Genomic DNA, 20,523 nt, shown 5'->3' on the forward strand with positions numbered 1-20,523 from the left:
GTTTTCGAGCGGAAAAAATTGGTTCACAGAGCCTAGGAAAGCCTCATGGAAGAGGGTTTTTCCTCCTCATTATTATCAATATAAGCGTATACCTGTTCCGGATCGAGATGGCCAATGGCTATAGCCCGTGCGATGGCATGCGTCAATTCATGAACAACCTGCGTTTCATGGGTATCGTTGCTTAGCTTGATGGGCAAACCACCACCCTGGGCCTTCTCAATGACATCGGCAAAGAACCGTTGATTACCGTTTTCCAGTCCCACCTGATGTACGCGTCCTTTTAAATAATCACTACTGCCCATACCATCTATGTAAATCTGTATTAATTGCTCCTTGTTTATTTCCCTGGCGTCGAGCATGCTGTTCAAGCGCTTGAAATGATCATCAAACAACGTGGCCATACGCTCATCGTCCTGCTTGATCCGCAGAAGGATGCTGGCCATATCCGGATCATGACTATGGTCCGCCGTGGGGAATGTGACGGATACCGGTTGTCCTTTGACGGATTTAAAAAGGGCAGACTGTCTTAATTGTGGAATATAATGCCCGTTTTGTAACTGTATGACCACCGGATCAAACGTGGTTTTCTTGCTATCCGGACCGTATTGCAATCGCATTGCCAATTCCTTGCCGGATTCTACTACCCGCACATCAATAGGCAGATTGGTCGCATTGGCCAGTGCCGCAATGGCCGTTTCATCTATCCAGGTAGCGGGCTGGCGCATCTCTTCCGGCGAAGTGCCTTCATGTCCATTCACAAACGCGCCTCGATAATGTTCCGGGTGGGCAACCATCTCTTCCACAGCAAGCTGGCGCAGCGTAAAAGCAAATTCGTTGAGGAATTTCGCCATACCGGCAGGCGTACTCACCGTATTGCGAACCCTATCAAACGGTGTACTCAAACCCACCGCCGGATTTGGAGGAAAATATTGAAAATGGCGCTCCAGCAATTTTTTTAATAATGGCTGATTGGTAAAAGTCTGGGCAAAAAAATTGTCAAGTACTCCTGCGGCAACCGCCCGGAATCCGCAATCCCCATAACCGCCAACATCAACCAGCTCCCGTCCTGTTTTTTGATCTTGTCTGACCTTCTGCACAGACGGGGTATCAGGCAGCGTGTTTGGTTTTTTAAAAAACCCTGTGATAGCCATGGTTCGTTCCTTTGGTCGTTCTATGATTCCATTCTAATCAATACAGATTAAGGAAATATTAACAGTATAGTGCTTTTTTTACTGCCCGAGAAATCATATTTTGACCATATTTTATATAAATATAACCCTGCTCATATCTCGGTCAAGTACAGTTGGCTTTTATGAACCGCAGAATATCGTTGACAAACGTCTGATCCCATAAGTCGTTATGCCCTTTACCGGGCAATTCAACAAACAACTTGGGTTCTCTGGCCCTGGCGAACAATTCAACCCCTTGTTGATAGGGAACAATAGCATCGTTACGCCCATGAAGGATCAGTAACGGCGCTTGAATATCCGCTATTCTGGACAGGGAATCAAATTTATCCCAGGGTTGAATCATAATCCAGGGGTAATGAACGCGTGCCAGAGCGGGGAGGGACGTAAACGGCGATTGCAAGATTACGGCGCATACGGGATAGTTTATAGCCAGATACGTCGCCACTCCCGTCCCTAACGATTCACCATACAATACGGTGCTTGACGGTGTGACGCCCTGCTCTTTAAGAAACGCCATGGCCGCTATCCCGTCCAGATACAGGCCTTGCTCGCCAGGGTGCCCGGGATTACCGCCATAACCACGATATTCCAGCAATAACACACCATACCCCGCTGCAAGCCATTGATTAGCCATAGGCATCCGGAAACCGATATGTCCCGCGTTGCCGTGTAAAAAAAGCAACGTCGGCTTGCCCGGATTCGCCGCCTTGTACCAGGATTGCAGGGTTAAACCATCTTTGGTAACCAGTTTTACCACCTGCATGGCTTCGGCATGAAATATCTTTCGACTTGGCATCCCTTTTGCTGGAAAATAAATCATATGGCGCTGTAAAAGATATATAATCAGCAAAAATATGAGAAACACGAACACGACGGCGAAAAATAGCTGTTTCATTAAAAACTTCGATTGTAAAATGGGATAACGTACTACTTTAATGCCAGGCAAACCATAGAACAACAAATTATTTTAACGGTATCGGCAGGGATGGTAATCAACGTAGTCTTCACCAAAGACCGGGGGATAACATGGAACATGTTCAGGAACAGGATTTGATTAAGATTAAGGAGTTGTTACGCCATACCGGTGAGTTTATCGCCTACTTTGAACTTGCCGAAGCAAAAATGACGGAGTGGCGGCAAGATATTGAACAACAAACAAAACTCCAGGAGCAACGCGCCCAACAGCAATTACAGGCTCTTCATCACGAACTTGAATCGTTACAGGATGTTTTAACCCAAGCCGGATTAGCCCGTCTTCGCCTCAGTGCCGAACAGGCTCTCAAGCAGGGAGAAGAGCATATGGCTCTCCTGCAGAAAACCAGCCGGCAAATACTCCATGATTTGAATACCCAACACGGAGAGTTCACCCAAATGGTTGAAAAAAGCGTGGCTCAAATTGAGCAGCACGCTGACAGGGCCATAACAAGAATTGACGAACAACTTGCCGCCTATGATATTCAGCATTTTCGGCGTGTTGCCAGTGAAAGCTGCGAGATAGTTGAAAAAACCGCGACTCAGGCCATCGCCAAAAGCGCCGGATACCTGAAAGCGTTTCAGTGGCGATCTATTTCTCTGGCCTTATTGACCACCATTTTAACCGCTTTCGCTATCGGTTTATACGTCAGTAATGAAATGCCCTGGGAAATTCATCAGCATGCCATGAGCGAGCGTGAAGCGGGAAAAATTCTCATGAAAGCCTGGCCTGGCCTGACCCAGCAGGAAAAGGATAAAATACTCAACCATCAAAAATTGAAGTATTCCTGATATGTGGTTGATCGGGTCTGTTCTACTGTTCGGATTGCTGGTGCTTTTTTTATGGGCAACCTGTCGCAAAAGACGGCTCGGGCGATGGCGTAAAGCGCTGGCGCTGGAGCGGCATAAACCTGTTTTCAATAAGTTGTATGACGATGTGAATGGATTTTTAATATCACAAACCGCCCGCATCCACCAGGACGCCATGGAATATGTCTATGGTGAAATTGAATTTGAGTCGTTTATTGCTCTGCTATCGCTGTGCGGTATCAATGACAAAACCGTATTTGGTGACTTGGGGAGCGGGACAGGGAAAGCAGTGCTGGCTTGCGCCATGGTGTTTAAGGTAGCGCGAAGTTATGGCGTTGAACTGTTTCCCGAACTGCATCAGGCGGCTCAGCAGCAACTTTGTCGGTTGCGACAAATTCCAGCCTACAGCCACAAAGCGAGATGTATCACGTTTACCCTGGGGGATTTTATGAACGCACCGTTGGGTGACACCACTCTGGCCTTTATCAATGCAACCGCTTTTTTCGGCGAACGCTGGCAAGCCATCAGCAAGCATCTGGAACAGATGAAACCCGATTCCCTGGTGATTAGCACCAGCAAGGCGATACAATCGGATTGGTTTGATCTGGTACACGTCACACCTGTACAGATGAGCTGGGGCATCAGTTACGCCTATATACAGAGGAAACAACATGCTCTAAAAAGACCATGAAGCCATACTCCCACTAAATCCAACCCCAAAAGAGGCAAGCAGTACCTTACCCAGTTTCTGATTATCATTGATCGCCTTTTCCAGCATAAAAGCCAGCGAACAAGCCGATAAATTACCGTATTGTTCCAGAACGGAGTATGAAATGGCGCTTTTTTCTTCATGTCCACCGAATTTTAGCGCCCGTAATATACAATCGATTATTTTTTTACTACCGGTATGAATGAAAACCAAATCCAGATTCTTTACAAACTCCTCTTGCGGCATGCCGGCGAGAATTTGCTTTAATAAATATTTACTGTAAATAATGCCTCTTAGAGGTACTGATTTGCTTAGGTAATAATGAGGAAATCCGGAATAGGAAGGAATTAAACTGCCGCCTTCATTCATGTATAAAATATCCGTATCACCGGGAGAGAGGTTGGTGACGTGCTCACAGATAAACGTTGATTTGCTGTTATTGTTGCTCAATAAAATGGTAATGGCCCCATCCCCGAACAAATAACCATTAATTAATTTATTTAACTCCAATAACGCTTCTTTTTTATCGTCCAGATTCACCAGCTCATCAATTTCCGCATAACTCAAAACATTATTTCCCAATATAGCGGGACACATAGCCGTATGAGTTTCAGCAATGGTTATCATGACCTGTTTGTTTTCATCCAGCTTTAAATAATTCTGGGCGATTTCCAGTGCCTTAACCATGGTTGAGCAACCTTGATTTTGCATGTTGATGACGTTGGTATTCCGTGGAATAATAGTTTCGTCAATCATGGACATGATTTCATAGGCCATACAAGGCAATGGGCGCAGCGCCGTGTTGGTTATGGCGATAAACAAACTGATGTCCAGCTTTTCCTTAACCGCGTTGACGCATTTATGAATGGATTTCACAGCAAGTTGATTCACATTTGATATGAGTTTTCTTTCTTTTTTCCCACTCAGATATCTGGAATAATCTTCCACCACGGAATAGCGTTGCCTGATATCCATGTTTTTCATCATATCAGCAACACCGTTGCTGACCTTGCCCTCCATTGCATTAATAATATCCTCGCTTAAAACGCGCTGGTCCGGTACTTCCGATGCAATTGACATAATGTTCACGGCAGCCATACGTCCCCCTGTCTTATTGTATTAATAAAGTATAGATAGTGCACTTAATTATATCAATGTATTTTTTTTGCACTGCAATATAATGACCGGGATTTGTTCCTGTTAACAGAAAATCGTCCTGTTAATCAAATAATTAAAAATTGTAACGCCTTAAATATCTCCTGAAAGCAGCGAAAATTTTCCTCTCTTCGCCCTGACATTTTGTTCAATATATAAACAAATGTGGCGAAAATGGTCTACATTATAACAACAGGGTTATTGAATCACTTTAAAAGGCATTTATCAGAGACCGTATCAATGAGTATAAAAATTTCAGGTATCGGCAGTTTTCTTCCTGCCGGCACTCTTAATAACGCTGATTTTGAAGAGGTCCTTGATACCACTGATGAATGGATTACACAGATGACAGGTATAAAGGAGCGTCACATATCAGGCGAAGAAGATGATTATCTGGATTGCTGTTATCAGGCAGCTTGTGCGGCCATTAATCAGGCGGACGTTCATGCGCAAAATATCGATTTAATTATTATAGGCACATCAACACCCTACCAATTAATGCCCAGCACAGCCGTGATGCTGCAACAAAAACTGGCTATTGAACGTTGCATTTCCTTTGATATCCAGGCGGCCTGCAGCGGTTTTATTTACGCCCTGGCCAATGCCTTCTATTTGATGCAGGCAAATCCCCGCATTCATTGCGCGCTAGTCCTGGGTTGTGACGCTTTTTTTAATCTGACCGACCCACTGGATAGAACAACACGAATATTGTTCGGCGATGGCTTTGGTGCATTTTTATTGACTCGAAATGATCATCACAAGGAAAAAGGGATATTTTACTGCGATATTGGTGCAGATGGTTACGGCAAGAACGCACTCGAGATCCCCTGGGGCGTTGCCAAAGGTTTTTCCGCATTAACGACTCAAAAACCCTATATTGTCATGAATGGCAGACAGGTTTTTAAAAATGCCATTGATCAGTTTGTTACTAATATACAAAACGCGTTAAAAGAAACGCACTTAACCATCGATGATCTGCAACAGATTATTACTCATCAGGCCAATATTCGAATCATTAACGCCGTAGCATCAGCACTCGATATTCCTGTTGAAAAATTTCATGTCACGCTTGATAGACATGGTAACACGTCGGCAGCATCCATACCGTTGGCTTTTGACGATCTGTTGCATCAGGGGAAAATCAATCGTGGGGAATTGATACTATTAACGGCATTTGGCGCCGGCTATACATGGGGAACTATTATTTTTGAATTTTGATTGTGTTTTTTTTTCTTTTAGCGGAATCTATGGATAGATGCCGCAGTCTCCAGGCAAGAAGCCCTAATTTACGATAGCAAAATATGAAACATGTAGAATTACTTGTTATTGAGGAAACCCAATTGCATGGGGTGCGAGTTTGTTTGAAACCCTGCTCGCCCGAGGTGCTTACCCACTCCCTGATCAAAGACATACGGGATTTACAAAACTCCCTGGTTGATCGCTATCTTACCTCGCCCTGGGAGGGATGTTTTTACGTGATTTGGTATTCCCACAGGAACCATGGCACACGCGGCAGGGGCCTTGATTTTAATTTTATTTTTGATTCCATCATCCACAGGAAAGAAAATGAGTTTGAGAACTATATCTGCATGGTGTTTGATCTGCTTTTTTTGAACTACATCGGATTAGGGATCCCTTTGCTTAATTGTTCTATTGTGGACAGAAAAATTACCGGAATATCCCAGGAGTTTTTTCTTCTCAACCAAATCAACTTCCTGAGGAAAGACGCTTTGGACAAATCCGATGATGCTTTTCACGAAGTCCATTTACCTGAGATTTCCAATAATTTTGTTTTTCCCGAAGACATTTATAAAAGAAATTCCTTTTATACTTTTTATAATTACGATTTGAATTTGATGCAGCATTTAATTTCCGAAACCGGCGTCCGCATCATTGGGGGAAATGAACTGGAAGAAATCAAACAAATCTTTGAAACCATTAAAAACGAGACCATTACCCAAATTTACAATATGGCTTCAAAAAATACCAAGGTACTGGAGCGCCTGGCTCACATACAATCAACCGCAAGCGTGCTGTGAAACTGGGGGTAAAGCGAACAACGGCGGGAACAAAACAATAATATTTGCATACCCCATAAAAAAATTGGTACAGTTAATTGATAACATTGAATAATTTGTTCCCACGTCTATACTGAATATAACTATATAACGATACCGTTTCCTGAAGCATCGTGAGGATGGTTCCTGTAAACGCGGCCAACCGAGGTGGATATGATTAAATCGCAACTCATTGCAAACCTTGCTGCAGAAATGACCCGTCTTCCTGAAAAACAGGTGACCGACAGTGTGAATCGGATTCTTGAATTAATGAGTGAAGCGCTCATCGACGGAAAACGCATTGAAATTCGCGGATTTGGCAGTTTTTCACTCCATTATCGGCCACCTCGCAACGCGCACAATCCTAAAACCGGCGAAAAAGTGATAACGGAAGAAAAATACAGCCCCCATTTCAAGCCGGGTAAAGAACTTCGCGAGCGCGTGGACGCGTCACGGGGAAAGGTACCAATCAAACACGATGATTAATAACGAGCCGGCGGGTAGGCGATCGGCAAGCGGTCAAATCCAGGATAAGGATCCCGCTGAAGCAAAAGCTGTCAGGTTCGGGGTAACGTGACTCCAGTCTGTCCCTGATATTTCCCGCTACGGTCACGATAGGACACCGCACACACCTCATCCGATTCCAGAAACAGCATCTGCGCCACACCTTCGTGAGCATATATTTTAGCCGGTAAAGGGGTTGTATTGGAAAACTCCAGCGTAACATGACCTTCCCATTCCGGCTCAAGTGGCGTTACGTTCACAATAATACCGCAGCGTGCGTAAGTGGATTTCCCGAGACAAATGGTCAACACATTGCGGGGGATCCGAAAGTACTCGACGGTTCGCGCCAGAGCAAAGGAATTGGGGGGGATAATGCAGATATCCGATTGGACGTCAACAAAACTATTGGCGTCAAACGCCTTGGGATCCACTATGGCGGAATTAATATTGGTAAAAATCTTGAACTCATCCGCACAGCGCACGTCGTAACCATAGCTGGATACGCCATAGGAAATAATACGGCCATTCCCGGTCTCACGAATTTGCCCACTCTGAAAAGGACTGATCATTCCTTCTTCCAGCGCCATTTTTTCTATCCAGCGATCTGATTTGATTGACATGCGGTATCCCGAGTAAAACAATGTACGAAAAGATAACCTTCTATCACAAAGTTCGCAAGAGTGGAAGTCATTAATCCATGATCCAGTACCGTTGCCATGTCGTTTTGACAGGTATGGTTGTCCGGCATGCTTGACATGTTGCCACCCCCGCGAAGGCGGGGGAAGACAGACTGTCAAAACGACTTGGCAACGGTACTGGTGCACTTATTTGGAGAGTTTGCCCAGCAAGTCAACCAGTTCCATAGGCATGGGAAACACGATCGTCGAATTATTGGTACCCGCGATTCCGGCTAATGTTTGCAGATAGCGTAATTGAAAGGCTTGCGGTTGCTGGGCCAGAACCTGAGCCGCTTGCATCAATTTTTCAGACGCCTGCAATTCCCCTTCGGCATGAATCACTTTCGCTCGTCTCTCCCGTTCCGCTTCCGCCTGCTTGGCAATGGCGCGAATCATGCTTTCATCCAAATCGATGTGCTTTATTTCAACATTCACGACCTTAATACCCCAGTTGTCTGTTTGGGTATCCACTATCTTTTGAATATCGCTGTTTAATTTATCCCGTTCTGCCAGCATTTCATCCAAATCGTGTTGTCCGAGTACCGAACGCAGCGTTGTTTGCGCCAGTTGACTGGTGGCTTCTAAATAATTATTCACCTGGTTGATCGCGTTATTGGGATTGACCACACGAAAATAAAGTACGGCGTTGACTCGAACAGACACATTATCTCGGGAAATGACATCCTGACTGGGAATATCCATCACCACCGTGCGCAAATCCACGCGTTCCATTTGCTGCACAAGCGGAATCACTATAATCAGTCCCGGCCCCTTCACCTTCCAGAAGCGCCCCAACATAAAAATCACACCACGCTCATATTCGCGTAACACTCTAAAAGTGGCCATGAGCAACAGCAGTATGATACCCAGGAAAAATCCTACGAATGGTCCCATAATTAATCTCCTTGCTCTTGCGACACGTCCTGCTCCTCGACATCGAGGAGTAAACTGCCTGCGCCTTTTACCTTAATTTTTTTATCTTTATCAATGGGCTGGACGGATCGTACTTGCCAGATTTCACCACGAATCACGGCTTGACCTTCGGGATCGACTCTAGACAATGTCCGTCCCTGCGCACCGATCAAGACTTCGAGGCCATGCTGAATTTGTTTTTTTCTGGATTTAACCGCCATGCCAAGCAGGGTCAACATCACCAGTATATTTGCAGCAGCCATTGCCCAGATGGCTGCCCAGGCTATTTGATAATGCTGATGTTCCGAATCCAGCAACAGAATGGAACCGATAACAAACGCGGCCGTTCCACCTATACCCAGAATACCGAAACTGGGCGTGAACGCTTCCACGACAATGAAAGCAATGCCCACGAGAATCAAAGCAAGTCCTGCGTAATTGACTGGTAAAAGCTGCAAGGCATATAACGCCACCAATATCGCAATAGCTCCAATCACACCCGGCAAGACAAAACCGGGATTAAGTAGTTCAAAAAAAATACCGTAGATCCCCAGTACAAGAAGCATATACGCGATAGTGGGATCGGTAATGACCATGAGAATTTTTGTGCGCCAATCCGGTTCGACGCGCACTATTGGCTTATCGGACGTATCAATCTGAATTTTAAGACCATTTTGGGTGACCACTTTACCGTGCACTTTGGTCAACAAATCCTTCTCATTTTTCGCAATGATATTGATAACCCCGGCCTTTAGTGCTTCCGATTCCGTCATGGTCGCTGCATCAACGACCGCACGTTGGGCAAAATCGACATCACGCCCGCGCAATTGCGCCAGCGAGCGTATATAAGCCTGTGCGTCATTATGGATTTTTTTACGCATGGTAGATTGGCTGGAATCCTTGCCATCCTCTTTATTTGATCCTACGCCTATACTGACCGGGCTTGCCGCTCCCAGATGCGTACCAGGAGTCATGGCGGCCAGAGTGCTCGCATAGAGCAGATACGTCCCCGCACTGGCGGCGCGCGCCCCACTTGGAGTCACATAAACCACAACAGGGATTTTGGACGCCAGAATGGCTTTGACGATGTTACGCATGGATTTGTCCAATCCACCGGGCGTATCCAGCCTGATGATAATTAACGCATTGTCTTGCGCATTGTTGATGCCGCGATTAACATAATCGGCCGTCGCAGGACCGATAGCGCCTTCTATGGATAAAATGACAATTTTGCCGGCATAACAGGTTATTGGAACGATCATTAAGAAGCAGCCCAATATCACCAACCACCGTCGCAATCTTTTCGGTTTACTCATAAAAGCGTCCTGCCCACTGATAACCACCATTTAAAGCATAGCAGGTTTTGTCGGTAGACGGCTTCAGCAAGCCAGATCACACGAAGCGGTGGATCAATAAATATTACTCAACAGCTGCCATCTGGCCAGGGATCAGTTTGAATTAGAAATAAACACCAATCTGGGCAACAAGCGTATCGGATACACCTCCGGTTCCTGTCGTGTTTGCATTAACAACGCCGGGAGGAGCGGCACCATTGGCAAATTGATTGGATTTGTAATCAATATCATGACGATATTCCAGACTTTCAACCGTATCCTTCCAGATAGAGATGTTAAACACGCCGCTGATACGATGTTGCGGTATATTCAATGCCAATGCTTCTTTAGACCATTGATACCCAACCGCCACGGAAGCCGGTTTATCGAACGCTTTAAATGTCACACCCCCTTCAAACTGTGCCGCTTGCGGCTTGGCGCCTCGACCGTTAAAACTTAAATCCTGTGGCCGGAAAGCCTGGGTTGCTCCTACCCATTCAGCAGCCAGGGTATAGCGATCGAAACTGATGTTGCCATGAACATTTGCCCCTGGTACGCCGCGAACCGCCTCTGTTCCGTTGGTTATGGAGCCGAATCCGCCAAACGTTGTGCCGGGCAGGGATCCGCTATTCTGCATACCGCCGGAATCAGCAATGGAACCGATATACCCGCCACCTATTTCCGCTATGGAGTCGTGCCCCTCAAAGGTATAGCCCAGATTCACACCACCTACTCCGGAACGACCTATCGTCGTATCGGTTATGAAACCATAAATGGCGGCGAATGGCCCGGATCCATCCGGTGTTTTATAACCAAGGATAAACGGTCTGGTTTTGGTTCTCGCCAGTATCAAGGTAAGAGGAGAACTGATCATGGCGCTGGCGTATTTGCCATAAGGCGCATAAAGCTGGCCTGCGGTAAAATAGACTGGTGATTTATCCAGATCACCAATGTTGACAAATCCCAAATTCAAATTAAACGACGAATTGGAAATTCGTGGTCCTCCGATATAGGGCGGTGATTCATCGTAGGCAATACCGATAAAAGCCTCGACCATGTTATTAAGAGCAGCAGCCACATCCAGCTCACTGGAACCCAGTGTGGCGTCACCGGTAGACGCGCCGCTATAGGGATTGGAAAAGGTTACTACCGGTTCCGATTTACCGCTGATGGCAATAATTGGCCTGTTGGGTTGCGGATATCCTATGTGCTGATAGGCTCTGTAAAGGCGTCTGCGCTGCTGCATTAAACGAATATCACGGTTAATACTGGAGATGTTAACGATATAGTCAGAACCGTCAAATGCGGGTCTTTCACCAAGATACGGAGATGAAACAACCGGTGTCCCGGCAATATAGGTAACAATCTGGTTATCCGCCACCAGTGCTGTGGGATAAAATCCTATGGATTCGGGATGGGTATCGGGGGCGTGAACAAGCAAGGCGCTACTGTGGAATTTTTCTCCGGCTATAGGTACATGCTGCTCGGGAGTAGTGGTTTTGTTTTTATTATTTTCGGCGGCAGATTTGGATTTCGCGGGTTTCGCTATGGCATGCGGGGGAATAGAGTGGGCAATAACCTGCTTCTGCAATTGCCTGATTTGTTTTTGCATGGTGATTGATTGTTTCTGCAACCGTTCTATTTCTTGAAGTAACTGCTCATTGGATACGGCAAATACGGGTTTAGCGAATGCTAATACGGCTAAAAATACTGCTTTACGTCTCACAAACCATACTCCTGATTATTTTTTTTCTTCCTCGCCTTTTTCAAAGGCATTATATCTTGCGCCAAGCAAACTGACCAGTGTTTAGCCATAAATTAACGGGCTTCCGAGTATAAATTTCCACCATCAGGGAATGCGGTGAACGCTTGAATGTACTATCAGGATTAGACTTGTAACGTTACGAACTGGAAACCCAACAAAAATTGAATAAAGGAAATCATGCGGTCAAAATAAAATCGACATGATACTGTCAGCCGAAATAGAGCCATAAAAAAGCCTATCGAATCGATAGGCCTTTAAGAAAAAAATCATGCTTTAGACATTACCAACCCATTTAACACCAACATAGGGACCATACAGACCAAAATCGCTATTTGCCAATGTTCCGGCAGCAGTCAACGTGTGTAAGGCGTTAAAATAGTTAATTACCTGATAACCCGCTTCAACGTTGATAGTACCTTGTGCAACGGGGTGTTCGTAATGACCGCCCAGTTTCATTTCAAGACTGGGTACCATCGACTTTTTACTGCCGTAACGAGACAGTACAACCAGGCTTTGGCTATAAAAGGTAGAATCATTATATCGAGACGACCCATACAGAATGGAACCGGCTATATTAGCTATCACACTAAACGTCGGCGTCACATTATAGCTAAAATCAGCGCCAACAACAGGTCCAACACCACTGAAGTCGGTATTTTGCAGGCCATCTACCGTCTGAGTAAAGATCGGCTGGAACTGAGCCGGCACCAGATAATGCAGTTTGGAATCGACTCGAATATCAGCGTATTGGAATCCGCCATAATAACGAACGTTTTTCTTCACTCCATAATCAACATGCTGCCCCATAATCAGGTTAACCTGATCAAATTGATTATCGACATACAAGTTGTAATAGGAGGGCACTATCAGAATACCCAAGGGAAACGTTCCGGCCAAATAACCATGGCGTGTATCCACATCATAGTGTAGCCAGGTCATGGTAATATCATTACCGGTTCTGAAATGATAAGACCCATGGAGACGATACCCCCATCCCCAATCGTTATCAATTTCCTTATAATCGTTGGCATTGATAGTAGCAATTCCATAGCCCATGTCCGCGTCATAGACGGCCCTTAAAAACAAGGCGTCAATGCCAATATCCCACATTTTAGTTTCACAAGGTACTGTAGCAGCATCGGGTGTACAAACAGGGCCCATAGTGCCGGCTGCAGCCCAACTGGAAATACTCAATCCTAGAATTGCCAAAGTTGTTTTTTTCAGCATGTTTACTCCATTATCCAAAAAAAAGCCCATCACAAGTGATGGGCTTTATTAAAACGCTGCCTAACAGGCTAATTACACGTTGCCAACCCACTTCAGACCAACGTATGGGCCTTGCAGAGCGAAATCACTTTCAGCACCTGGCACCAGAGTTTGAGCGTTGAAGTAGTTAACCCACATCCAACCGGCATCCAGAGTTAAATCGCCTTGAGCCATAGCGTAGGTGTATTTAGCACCCAGTTTAGCTTCCAGTTCAGGAACGATTGCAGTTTTGGAACCGTGGAAAGAAGCAACAGTAGCACCATTAGTGACAACTGCAATGTCAAAGTCGCTGTCGCCAACGAGGATTGCAGCAGCACCATTAGCATAGATACCGAAGCCGTTACCCCAGTCGTAAGACATATCAGCACCAACACGAGGACCGAAACCGTTGAACTTGGAATCCAGGTTTGCTCTGGTTGCGATAGCGCTAACTTGAGACCAGGATTCTGTTTCGATGCGAGCGTATTGAGCACCACCATGGAAACGAATGTTTTTCCACTCACCGAAATCAACATGCTGACCGAACTCAAAGTTTACAGCATCCCATTGCGGATTAACGCTGGTAACAAAAGTGTTAACGCCGCCAATCAAGCCTAAGTTGCCAACACTGTTACTGTATGTGAAGTCAGTAGTTTGATCGTAGTGATACCAGTTGATGTTGACATCATTACCAGTACTGAAGTGATAGGAAGCTTCCAGTTTGAAACCCCAATCGTAATCCATATCCAGATCATGGTAATAGAAATCGTTGTTGTTACCAACAGTAAAGTAAGGATAGGCTACATCTGCATCATAAACTGTCTGCAGGTATAAAGCCGTAACGCCGAAGTCCCAGGCAGTTCTTTCGCAAGGAACTGTAACGTTACCAGGGGTACAAACAGGACCCATGGTTCCAGCAAACACTGCACTGCTACCTAAAGCAAGAACAGCTACCGCTGTATTTTTCAATTTAAACATTGCTTCATCTCCACTTTTTTATTATTAATTTTCCGTTTTGCTGTCAAAACACAACTAGGTGCTGACCACAGTACGCAATCATCGCTCTATCCGAGAACGTACATAGGCAAATTATCCAGCCCAATTCTTGTAAAGTCAACATTAAAATTGCAAGTTTTATCAACAATCTTAATATCTTTCCCGAATTCGCTCACATTTTGAGCGGCCTGAAAAATTTATGATTCATCTATCCAGGCAGACTTACAAAAGGCTACATGATTTATAGTCAATTTTCCACAAACAACAGGAAATTTTTATTAAATTTTTAACTGTTTTTTGCCTTGCCGCCTTAAACGCGCCATTATTTAGACAACATGGGTTAATATCATCATCTTTGCCGGTGACGTTCTGACAACTTATCCATATCAGGGTGCATAAGGTGTTTGATTTGTTTATTTTTGCAGGAGTTATTTTGTCGGGTTGTCTACAGACAATCCGACCCGCTTCCAATTTATGGATGAGATAAGTGGGCAAAACGACATGGATGAGGTACTACTTTTCTATAATAATGACAACACGCCGATTCTGTGCCATCCCTTCCTCGGTATCATTGGATGCCGCAGGATCATTAACCCCGACCCAGGTAGTATCCAGCAAGTCCTTTCGGACACGAAGCTGCAGAAGATATCGCTTGACGGCAACCGCCCGCGCTTCAGAAATGGCATTATTATAGGATTTTCGCCCCCGATTATCCGCGTAACCGGTAATACTGATTCTTTTTACCTTGTGATCCTCGCGCACGTATTGCGCGACGTGCTGCAACTGCCGCTTGCCGGCATCGCTCAACGTATCGTCATCCGTTTCAAACAACAAGACACTGGTTTTGACGCTGGCATAGTCAAAAGGCAGTAACGATCCAAGACATTTCTGATACTTCGCGTAAACCGTCTGAAAGCGAACGGGCGAGAGGGATACTGAAACAGGGAATCCCTGCTCGGATTGATAACTGATTCTGGTCTGGAAACCCTGCGCCAGATACGTTAATGCCTTGAGTGCCGCCTCTCGCTTTAAATAAATACCATATTTTCCAGGGCTGATAACCGTTTTGGCAATAAAATGACTGGCTCCTTGCGGCTTCCAGACCGGTTGATTGGCATAAACGGCCGCAGTCAACGGTCTCTCGACCTGCTGCCATTTATGCAAAATAAAGTGGGGGGCTTTGGCAGCATATTGTTCAAAATAAGCCACGCCATAATCAGGAATCGTAAGCGCCAGACCACAACGCAGGCGATTACCGCTCATGCGCCAGTTTTCATCCCCCATCGGACTGGCGTAAACCACGGCCACACGAGCCTTCGCCGGAAAGGAGCAAAGGCCGTTTATCAATAATAACGGTATTATTATATGTATAAAAAATCGCGTTGATGGCATTTTTTGCTCATCCTGCCAGATATTCCATGTTATTCTACCCATATCGGCAAATAGCACGGAATCTTTATTGTGCGCAGATTAACTATTACTCGTCCCGACGACTGGCATGTCCATTTCCGGGATGGATCCATATTAATGAATACGGTTACGGCAACGGCGCAACACTTTGAACGGGCTTTAGTCATGCCTAACCTCAAGCCGGCCCTGACGTCGGTAGAGGCCGTCACGGCTTATCGCCAAAGGATCCTCGATGCCCTGCCGCAGGATTCCTCCTTCCAGCCATTGATGACCCTGTATATTAATGAACAGGTTAGTCCGGACGAATTAATCAAAGCAGGTCAATCCCCCTTTATTACGGGTGCCAAATTATACCCCGCGGGAGCCACAACCAACTCGGACGAGGGCGCGCGGTCATTGCGCGCCCTTTATCCCCTGCTGGATGTCATGCAGGAACAGGATCTGGTGTTGCAAGTGCATGGCGAAGTAACCCATGGCGATATTTTTGATCGTGAATCCGCTTTCATCACCGAATGCCTGATACCCTTGACCGGTGATTTTCCAAAACTTCGTATTGTTCTGGAACACATTTCAACGAAAAGGGCGGTTGATTTTGTCTTGCAGGCCGCAACGAACGTTGTGGCGACCATCACGCCGCATCATTTGCTATACAATCGCAATCAGTTGCTGGCCGGCGCTATCAGGCCGCATTATTACTGTTTGCCCATTTTAAAGCGGGAAGAAGACCAGCTCGCTATTCAGCAGGCGGCCACCAGTGGCAACCCTAAATTTTTTGCCGGAACCGACAGCGCCCCCCATGCGCAAAACACCAAGGAAAACGCCTGCGGTTGTGCCGGAATCTACTCCGCCCCCTATGCCGTCGCCCTTTACGCTCACTTGTTTGATAAGCTTGACAAACTAGATAGTCTGGAGCGCTTCCTGAGTTATTTTGGCGCAGAATTTTATAATATGCCGATTAATAAGACACAACTGATGTTGCAAAAAAAATCTCAAACCGTTCCATTCTCCTTGCCACTGGGGGAGCAGAGCGTCATCCCTATGGCAGCGGGCGAGCTATTGCCCTGGAGTGTCCATGAATCAAGATAAATTCATTTTAACCACCAATCTGAAGCAACGTTTTCGGGGATTTTTACCGGTAGTCGTAGATGTTGAAACAGCCGGGGTTATACCCCATAAAAACGCGTTGCTGGAAATGTGCGTGGTGATAGTGACGATGGATGAACAGGGGCATTTTACGCGCCAATCCACTCATTTTGAACATATCCTGCCTTTTGAAGGGGCCGAACTGGATGCCAAGTCCCTCGAATTTAATGAGATCGATCCTTATCAACCGCTTCGTTTTGCCGTGGATGAAAAGCTCGCCTTGCAACGTTTATTCACTCCTGTCCATGATGCTCTGAAAAAAAGCAAATGTCAGCGTGCCGTCCTTGTGGGACATAACGCCTGGTTTGATCTGCTTTTTGTGAAAGAAGCGGTAAAACGCACGGGGGTAAAATCCCCGTTTCACGCCTTCACATGCTTTGATACGGCAACTTTGGCCGGATTAATCTATGGCCAAACCGTATTGGCAAAAGCCGTAGAGGCTGCCGGTCTGGATTTTGACCCGAAAGAAGCGCACTCCGCTATTTATGATGCGGAAAAGACGGCGGATTTATTTTGCGCCATGCTGAATTCATGGCGCGAGAAATGGTCTAAAACATGATTTTTTACGTTTTGTAACAAGTCATTCCGACTTACAGGGAATCGGAATGATTGGCCAGATAATCAGCCACGCCCTGGGGAGAAGCCTTCATACCCGCCTTACCTTTCTGCCAGCCTGCCGGGCAAACTTCGCCATGATCTTCAAAGAATTGAACCGCGTCGATAATGCGCAACAATTCATCGATATTACGACCAATGGGCAAATCATTAACGATTTGTGACCGAACTACGCCGTTTTTATCAATGATAAAAGCGCCTCGAAACGCAACACCGGCTACAGGATGCTCAACACCATAGGATTGACAAATAGTGTGGGTAACATCGGCAGCCATAGTGAATGTAACCTGACCGACACCACCATCTTTTACTGCCGTATGGCGATAAGCGTTATGTGTAAACTGGGAATCAATAGAAACGGCGACCACCTCGACATGGCGCTCCTCAAAGTCTTTCATGCGATGATCAAGCGCTATCAATTCGGAAGGGCAAACAAAGGTAAAATCAAGAGGATAAAAGAATACCAGCCCGTATTTTCCCTTTATCGCGTTATGTAAATTGAATTTATCGGTAATTTCACCATTACCGAGTACGGCAGGAACGGTAAAGTCCGGGGCTTTTCTTCCAACTAAAACACTCATCTGCGTTCTCCTTGATAAAGCGTGCCCCATCTCATGGCACGCGGATTAAATGACACGATTAAACCTGTAATCGTGCCTCTTTGAAATTCAATAGTCAGGTGTGCTTTTAAAGCGCAACAGCTTCTTTCAATAAAGTCTCCAGCTCGCCTTGTTCATAAAGCTCGGCGATAATATCGGAGCCGCCAATTAATTCACCTTTCACATATAATTGCGGAAACGTCGGCCAATCCGCATATTGCGGCAAAGTCTGGCGAATGTCCGGATTGGCAAGGATGTCAACATAGGCAAAATCAACGCCACAGGCATCAATACATTGCACGGCGCGTGCGGAAAAACCACATTGCGGCATTTGGGGAGTCCCCTTCATATATAATAATATCGCATTATCAGCAATTTGCTGTTTGATTCGGTCAATCGTATCCACTAAGTCACCTGCGTAGTTTAATTAAGTACAAACAAAACAGCGCCAATTATGGCGAAAATAAAACCAGTACGCAACTATAGCTCTTGTTATCTATACTGTGCACAGTATAACGTTGAATATGTTGATCTTCCTGCTAAACTTAGCATTTCAATATTTTAGGAGACGAGCATGACCTTTAGTTTACCACCCTTGCCTTATGCGCTGGATGCCCTGGAACCCCATATTTCCAGGGAGACACTGGAATACCACCATGGTAAACACCATAACGCTTATGTGAACAATCTGAACAAACTGATACCAGGCACCGAGTTTGAACAATTAACATTGGAAGATATTATCCTGAAATCCTCAGGCGGTGTATTCAACAATGCGGCTCAAATATGGAATCACACGTTCTACTGGCATTGCTTAAGCCCTAATGGCGGCGGTGAACCCAAAGGAGATCTGGCCGATCTGATTAACAAGGCGTTCGGTTCTTTTGCCGCGTTCAAGGAACAATTCAGTCAGGCAGCCGCCACAACATTTGGCTCAGGCTGGGCCTGGTTAGTTCAGGATAACAAGGGCGAACTTAAAATCACCAGTACCAGCAACGCAGGCACACCGATGACAGACGGACTCAATGCCTTGCTGACCTGTGATGTTTGGGAACACGCCTATTATATTGATTACCGCAACGCGCGACCGGATTATGTAGCGGCGTTCTGGTCTCTCGTCAACTGGGAGTTTGTTGAAAGCAATCTGCGTTAACACGTGTAACGGAGGATTAATAAGGAGTTTTAATGGCACTGATTACAAGTTATAACCCCATGCCTGTCGCCTTCACCCACGGGAAAGGGATCTGGTTGTTTGATGAGCAGGGAAAGGCGTATCTTGACGGATTGAGCGGAATCGCGGTGTGCGGCCTGGGACATGCTCACCCGGATGTAACACGCACCATTCAACGGCAGGCGGAAAAATTACTGCACACGTCCAATGCCTTTCACATCAGGGAGCAGGAATTACTGGCTGAAAAACTGACAACTATGGCCGGCATGGAGCAGGTCTTTTTCGGTAATTCCGGTGCAGAAGCGAACGAAGCCGCTATCAAGCTTACCCGTTTGTATGGTCATCAGAAAGGGATAAAAACGCCTTCCATCATTGTCATGGAGCGTGCTTTTCATGGTCGAACCATGGCTACCCTGACCGCTTCGGGCAGCCGCAAGGTTCAAGCGGGCTTCGAGCCTCTTGTGCCAGGCTTTATCCGTGCTCCGTTTAACGATATTGACGCGCTGCATACCATTGCCGCCAATCGTGATGACGTCGTAGCCATCATGCTGGAGCCCATACAGGGAGAAGGTGGTATTTTCGCCGCTGAAGATTCTTATCTGCGCGCGGTTAAACAACTTTGCGAGGATCATGAATGGTTGCTGATTCTTGATGAAATCCAAACCGGCAACGGACGAACAGGGAAACTCTTTGCGTGCATGCACAGCGATGTGCAACCGGATATTCTGACGACGGCAAAAGGTCTGGCCAATGGTGTTCCTATTGGCGCATGCCTGATGAGCAAACGCGCCTGCAATCTCTTTAAACCCGGTAATCACGGCTCAACGTTCGGCGGCAACCCACTGGCCTGTGCGACGGCGTTAACCGTTCTCGAAGTGATTGAACGAGATCATCTTTGCGAACAGGCTGCAAAAAATGGCATGATACTGAAAGAAAAATTAATGGCCGGGCTGGGGCATCATCCGGCTGTACGGGCTATCCGTGGTCGCGGATTAATGCTGGGGATTGAACTGGACAGACCGGTTGGTGATGCCAGGGCCACAGGATTAAACCATGGTCTGTTATTCAACGTCACCGCAGAAAATGTTATACGATTACTGCCGCCGCTCATTATCACGGAAGAGGAAATTGATGAACTGGTACTGCGGCTGAATAAAACCATCCATGAGTTTATTGCCGCAACGGAAGCGAGGCAACCAGGCTAGAGTACCGAGTGACTTAAAATCAACCTGCTTGTGTTTCAAACACAATCGACACAC

At 46.0% G+C, this 20,523-nt stretch carries 21 protein-coding genes; 9 read left to right on the plus strand and 12 right to left on the minus strand.

Features of this window, described 5'->3' with window-relative positions; translation table 11 throughout:
* Positions 1–32: 32 nt before the first annotated feature.
* Both CKW05_RS14760 and CKW05_RS14765 read right to left on the minus strand, forming a co-directional pair.
* The gene (locus CKW05_RS14760) at positions 33–1,151 is read right to left on the minus strand and encodes an OTU domain-containing protein (RefSeq protein ID WP_058481992.1); all 1,119 of its coding nucleotides are present in this window, start codon (positions 1,149–1,151) and stop codon (positions 33–35) included.
* Positions 1,152–1,293: 142 nt separating this feature from the next.
* Entirely contained in the window at positions 1,294–1,986 is a 693-nt protein-coding gene (locus CKW05_RS14765; protein ID WP_331712929.1) for an alpha/beta hydrolase, read from the minus strand.
* 230 nt (positions 1,987–2,216) lie between these two features.
* Here CKW05_RS14765 and CKW05_RS14770 point away from each other — a divergent pair, with 230 nt between their 5' ends.
* Positions 2,217–2,954 (plus strand): hypothetical protein, encoded by a 738-nt coding sequence (locus tag CKW05_RS14770; protein ID WP_058481994.1) that lies wholly within the window; start codon positions 2,217–2,219, stop codon positions 2,952–2,954.
* Between the two features lies 1 nt (position 2,955).
* On the plus strand, positions 2,956–3,663 hold the full coding sequence (locus CKW05_RS14775; RefSeq protein ID WP_065238347.1) for a class I SAM-dependent methyltransferase: 708 nt from the start codon (positions 2,956–2,958) through the stop codon (positions 3,661–3,663).
* Here the strand turns inward: CKW05_RS14775 and CKW05_RS14780 are convergent.
* Positions 3,649–4,779, minus strand: a complete 1,131-nt coding sequence (locus CKW05_RS14780; RefSeq protein WP_058481995.1) for a 3-oxoacyl-[acyl-carrier-protein] synthase III C-terminal domain-containing protein — start codon at positions 4,777–4,779, stop codon at positions 3,649–3,651. The two genes, CKW05_RS14775 and CKW05_RS14780, sit on opposite strands and share 15 nt — an antisense overlap.
* Before the next feature lie 297 nt (positions 4,780–5,076).
* On the opposite strand from CKW05_RS14780, the gene CKW05_RS14785 reads away from it, so the two are divergent.
* From CKW05_RS14785 to CKW05_RS14795, 3 genes are all read left to right on the plus strand, one after another.
* The gene (locus CKW05_RS14785; protein ID WP_058481996.1) at positions 5,077–6,054 is read left to right on the plus strand and encodes a 3-oxoacyl-ACP synthase III family protein; all 978 of its coding nucleotides are present in this window, start codon (positions 5,077–5,079) and stop codon (positions 6,052–6,054) included.
* A gap of 83 nt (positions 6,055–6,137) precedes the next feature.
* Entirely contained in the window at positions 6,138–6,875 is a 738-nt protein-coding gene (locus CKW05_RS14790; RefSeq protein WP_058481997.1) for a hypothetical protein, read from the plus strand.
* A gap of 192 nt (positions 6,876–7,067) precedes the next feature.
* A complete protein-coding gene (locus CKW05_RS14795; RefSeq protein WP_058481998.1) occupies positions 7,068–7,379 on the plus strand; it encodes an integration host factor subunit beta in 312 nt (103 codons plus the stop codon).
* A gap of 71 nt (positions 7,380–7,450) precedes the next feature.
* On the opposite strand, the gene dcd is transcribed toward CKW05_RS14795, so the two are convergent.
* The 7 genes from dcd to CKW05_RS14830 form a co-directional block, all read right to left on the minus strand.
* The gene (dcd, locus tag CKW05_RS14800) at positions 7,451–8,017 is read right to left on the minus strand and encodes a dCTP deaminase (protein WP_058481999.1); all 567 of its coding nucleotides are present in this window, start codon (positions 8,015–8,017) and stop codon (positions 7,451–7,453) included.
* Positions 8,018–8,221: 204 nt separating this feature from the next.
* On the minus strand, positions 8,222–8,968 hold the full coding sequence (locus tag CKW05_RS14805; RefSeq protein ID WP_058482000.1) for a slipin family protein: 747 nt from the start codon (positions 8,966–8,968) through the stop codon (positions 8,222–8,224).
* Between the two features lie 2 nt (positions 8,969–8,970).
* Positions 8,971–10,302, minus strand: coding sequence for an NfeD family protein (locus CKW05_RS14810; protein WP_082642692.1), 1,332 nt, complete (start codon positions 10,300–10,302; stop codon positions 8,971–8,973).
* Between the two features lie 142 nt (positions 10,303–10,444).
* Entirely contained in the window at positions 10,445–12,046 is a 1,602-nt protein-coding gene (locus tag CKW05_RS14815) for an LbtU family siderophore porin (protein WP_058482001.1), read from the minus strand.
* Positions 12,047–12,358: 312 nt separating this feature from the next.
* Positions 12,359–13,312: an Lpg1974 family pore-forming outer membrane protein gene (locus tag CKW05_RS14820; RefSeq protein ID WP_058482002.1), complete on the minus strand. Its 954-nt coding sequence runs from the start codon at positions 13,310–13,312 to the stop codon at positions 12,359–12,361.
* Positions 13,313–13,384: 72 nt separating this feature from the next.
* Positions 13,385–14,308, minus strand: a complete 924-nt coding sequence (locus CKW05_RS14825) for an Lpg1974 family pore-forming outer membrane protein (protein ID WP_058482003.1) — start codon at positions 14,306–14,308, stop codon at positions 13,385–13,387.
* Between the two features lie 531 nt (positions 14,309–14,839).
* A complete protein-coding gene (locus CKW05_RS14830; RefSeq protein ID WP_157737729.1) occupies positions 14,840–15,718 on the minus strand; it encodes a flagellar protein MotY in 879 nt (292 codons plus the stop codon).
* A gap of 69 nt (positions 15,719–15,787) precedes the next feature.
* On the opposite strand from CKW05_RS14830, the gene pyrC reads away from it, so the two are divergent.
* Entirely contained in the window at positions 15,788–16,822 is a 1,035-nt protein-coding gene (gene pyrC, locus CKW05_RS14835; protein WP_082642685.1) for a dihydroorotase, read from the plus strand.
* Positions 16,809–17,438 (plus strand): ribonuclease T, encoded by a 630-nt coding sequence (rnt, locus tag CKW05_RS14840; protein WP_058482006.1) that lies wholly within the window; start codon positions 16,809–16,811, stop codon positions 17,436–17,438. Before pyrC ends, rnt begins: the two co-directional genes overlap by 14 nt.
* Before the next feature lie 31 nt (positions 17,439–17,469).
* On the opposite strand, the gene CKW05_RS14845 is transcribed toward rnt, so the two are convergent.
* Both CKW05_RS14845 and grxD read right to left on the minus strand, forming a co-directional pair.
* Positions 17,470–18,075 carry a peroxiredoxin gene (locus CKW05_RS14845; RefSeq protein ID WP_058482007.1) on the minus strand — a complete coding sequence of 202 codons (606 nt, stop codon included), beginning with the start codon at positions 18,073–18,075 and terminating at the stop codon, positions 17,470–17,472.
* A gap of 106 nt (positions 18,076–18,181) precedes the next feature.
* Complete coding sequence (gene grxD, locus CKW05_RS14850) at positions 18,182–18,499, minus strand: Grx4 family monothiol glutaredoxin (protein WP_058482008.1); 318 nt, start codon at positions 18,497–18,499, stop codon at positions 18,182–18,184.
* Positions 18,500–18,667: 168 nt separating this feature from the next.
* Here grxD and sodB point away from each other — a divergent pair, with 168 nt between their 5' ends.
* Positions 18,668–19,246: a superoxide dismutase [Fe] gene (gene sodB, locus CKW05_RS14855; protein ID WP_058482009.1), complete on the plus strand. Its 579-nt coding sequence runs from the start codon at positions 18,668–18,670 to the stop codon at positions 19,244–19,246.
* A 32-nt stretch (positions 19,247–19,278) separates the two neighbouring features.
* Complete coding sequence (locus tag CKW05_RS14860; protein ID WP_058482010.1) at positions 19,279–20,469, plus strand: aspartate aminotransferase family protein; 1,191 nt, start codon at positions 19,279–19,281, stop codon at positions 20,467–20,469.
* The last annotated feature ends 54 nt before the right edge of the window (positions 20,470–20,523 follow it).

Source organism: Legionella spiritensis, assembly GCF_900186965.1.
In the GTDB taxonomy this organism is placed as follows: domain Bacteria; phylum Pseudomonadota; class Gammaproteobacteria; order Legionellales; family Legionellaceae; genus Legionella_C; species Legionella_C spiritensis.

Coding starts and splice junctions, on each gene's coding strand:
- CKW05_RS14810 (WP_082642692.1), bottom strand. CDS start 10,302: ATGAGTAAACCGAAAAGATTGCGACGGTGGTTGGTGATATTGGGCTGC.
- rnt (WP_058482006.1), top strand. CDS start 16,809: ATGAATCAAGATAAATTCATTTTAACCACCAATCTGAAGCAACGTTTT.
- CKW05_RS14785 (WP_058481996.1), top strand. CDS start 5,077: ATGAGTATAAAAATTTCAGGTATCGGCAGTTTTCTTCCTGCCGGCACT.
- CKW05_RS14765 (WP_331712929.1), bottom strand. CDS start 1,986: ATGCCAAGTCGAAAGATATTTCATGCCGAAGCCATGCAGGTGGTAAAA.
- CKW05_RS14760 (WP_058481992.1), bottom strand. CDS start 1,151: ATGGCTATCACAGGGTTTTTTAAAAAACCAAACACGCTGCCTGATACC.
- sodB (WP_058482009.1), top strand. CDS start 18,668: ATGACCTTTAGTTTACCACCCTTGCCTTATGCGCTGGATGCCCTGGAA.
- dcd (WP_058481999.1), bottom strand. CDS start 8,017: ATGTCAATCAAATCAGATCGCTGGATAGAAAAAATGGCGCTGGAAGAA.
- CKW05_RS14845 (WP_058482007.1), bottom strand. CDS start 18,075: ATGAGTGTTTTAGTTGGAAGAAAAGCCCCGGACTTTACCGTTCCTGCC.
- CKW05_RS14820 (WP_058482002.1), bottom strand. CDS start 13,312: ATGCTGAAAAAAACAACTTTGGCAATTCTAGGATTGAGTATTTCCAGT.
- CKW05_RS14830 (WP_157737729.1), bottom strand. CDS start 15,718: ATGCCATCAACGCGATTTTTTATACATATAATAATACCGTTATTATTG.
- CKW05_RS14790 (WP_058481997.1), top strand. CDS start 6,138: ATGAAACATGTAGAATTACTTGTTATTGAGGAAACCCAATTGCATGGG.
- CKW05_RS14860 (WP_058482010.1), top strand. CDS start 19,279: ATGGCACTGATTACAAGTTATAACCCCATGCCTGTCGCCTTCACCCAC.
- CKW05_RS14780 (WP_058481995.1), bottom strand. CDS start 4,779: ATGGCTGCCGTGAACATTATGTCAATTGCATCGGAAGTACCGGACCAG.
- CKW05_RS14825 (WP_058482003.1), bottom strand. CDS start 14,308: ATGTTTAAATTGAAAAATACAGCGGTAGCTGTTCTTGCTTTAGGTAGC.
- CKW05_RS14805 (WP_058482000.1), bottom strand. CDS start 8,968: ATGGGACCATTCGTAGGATTTTTCCTGGGTATCATACTGCTGTTGCTC.
- CKW05_RS14775 (WP_065238347.1), top strand. CDS start 2,956: ATGTGGTTGATCGGGTCTGTTCTACTGTTCGGATTGCTGGTGCTTTTT.
- CKW05_RS14795 (WP_058481998.1), top strand. CDS start 7,068: ATGATTAAATCGCAACTCATTGCAAACCTTGCTGCAGAAATGACCCGT.
- CKW05_RS14770 (WP_058481994.1), top strand. CDS start 2,217: ATGGAACATGTTCAGGAACAGGATTTGATTAAGATTAAGGAGTTGTTA.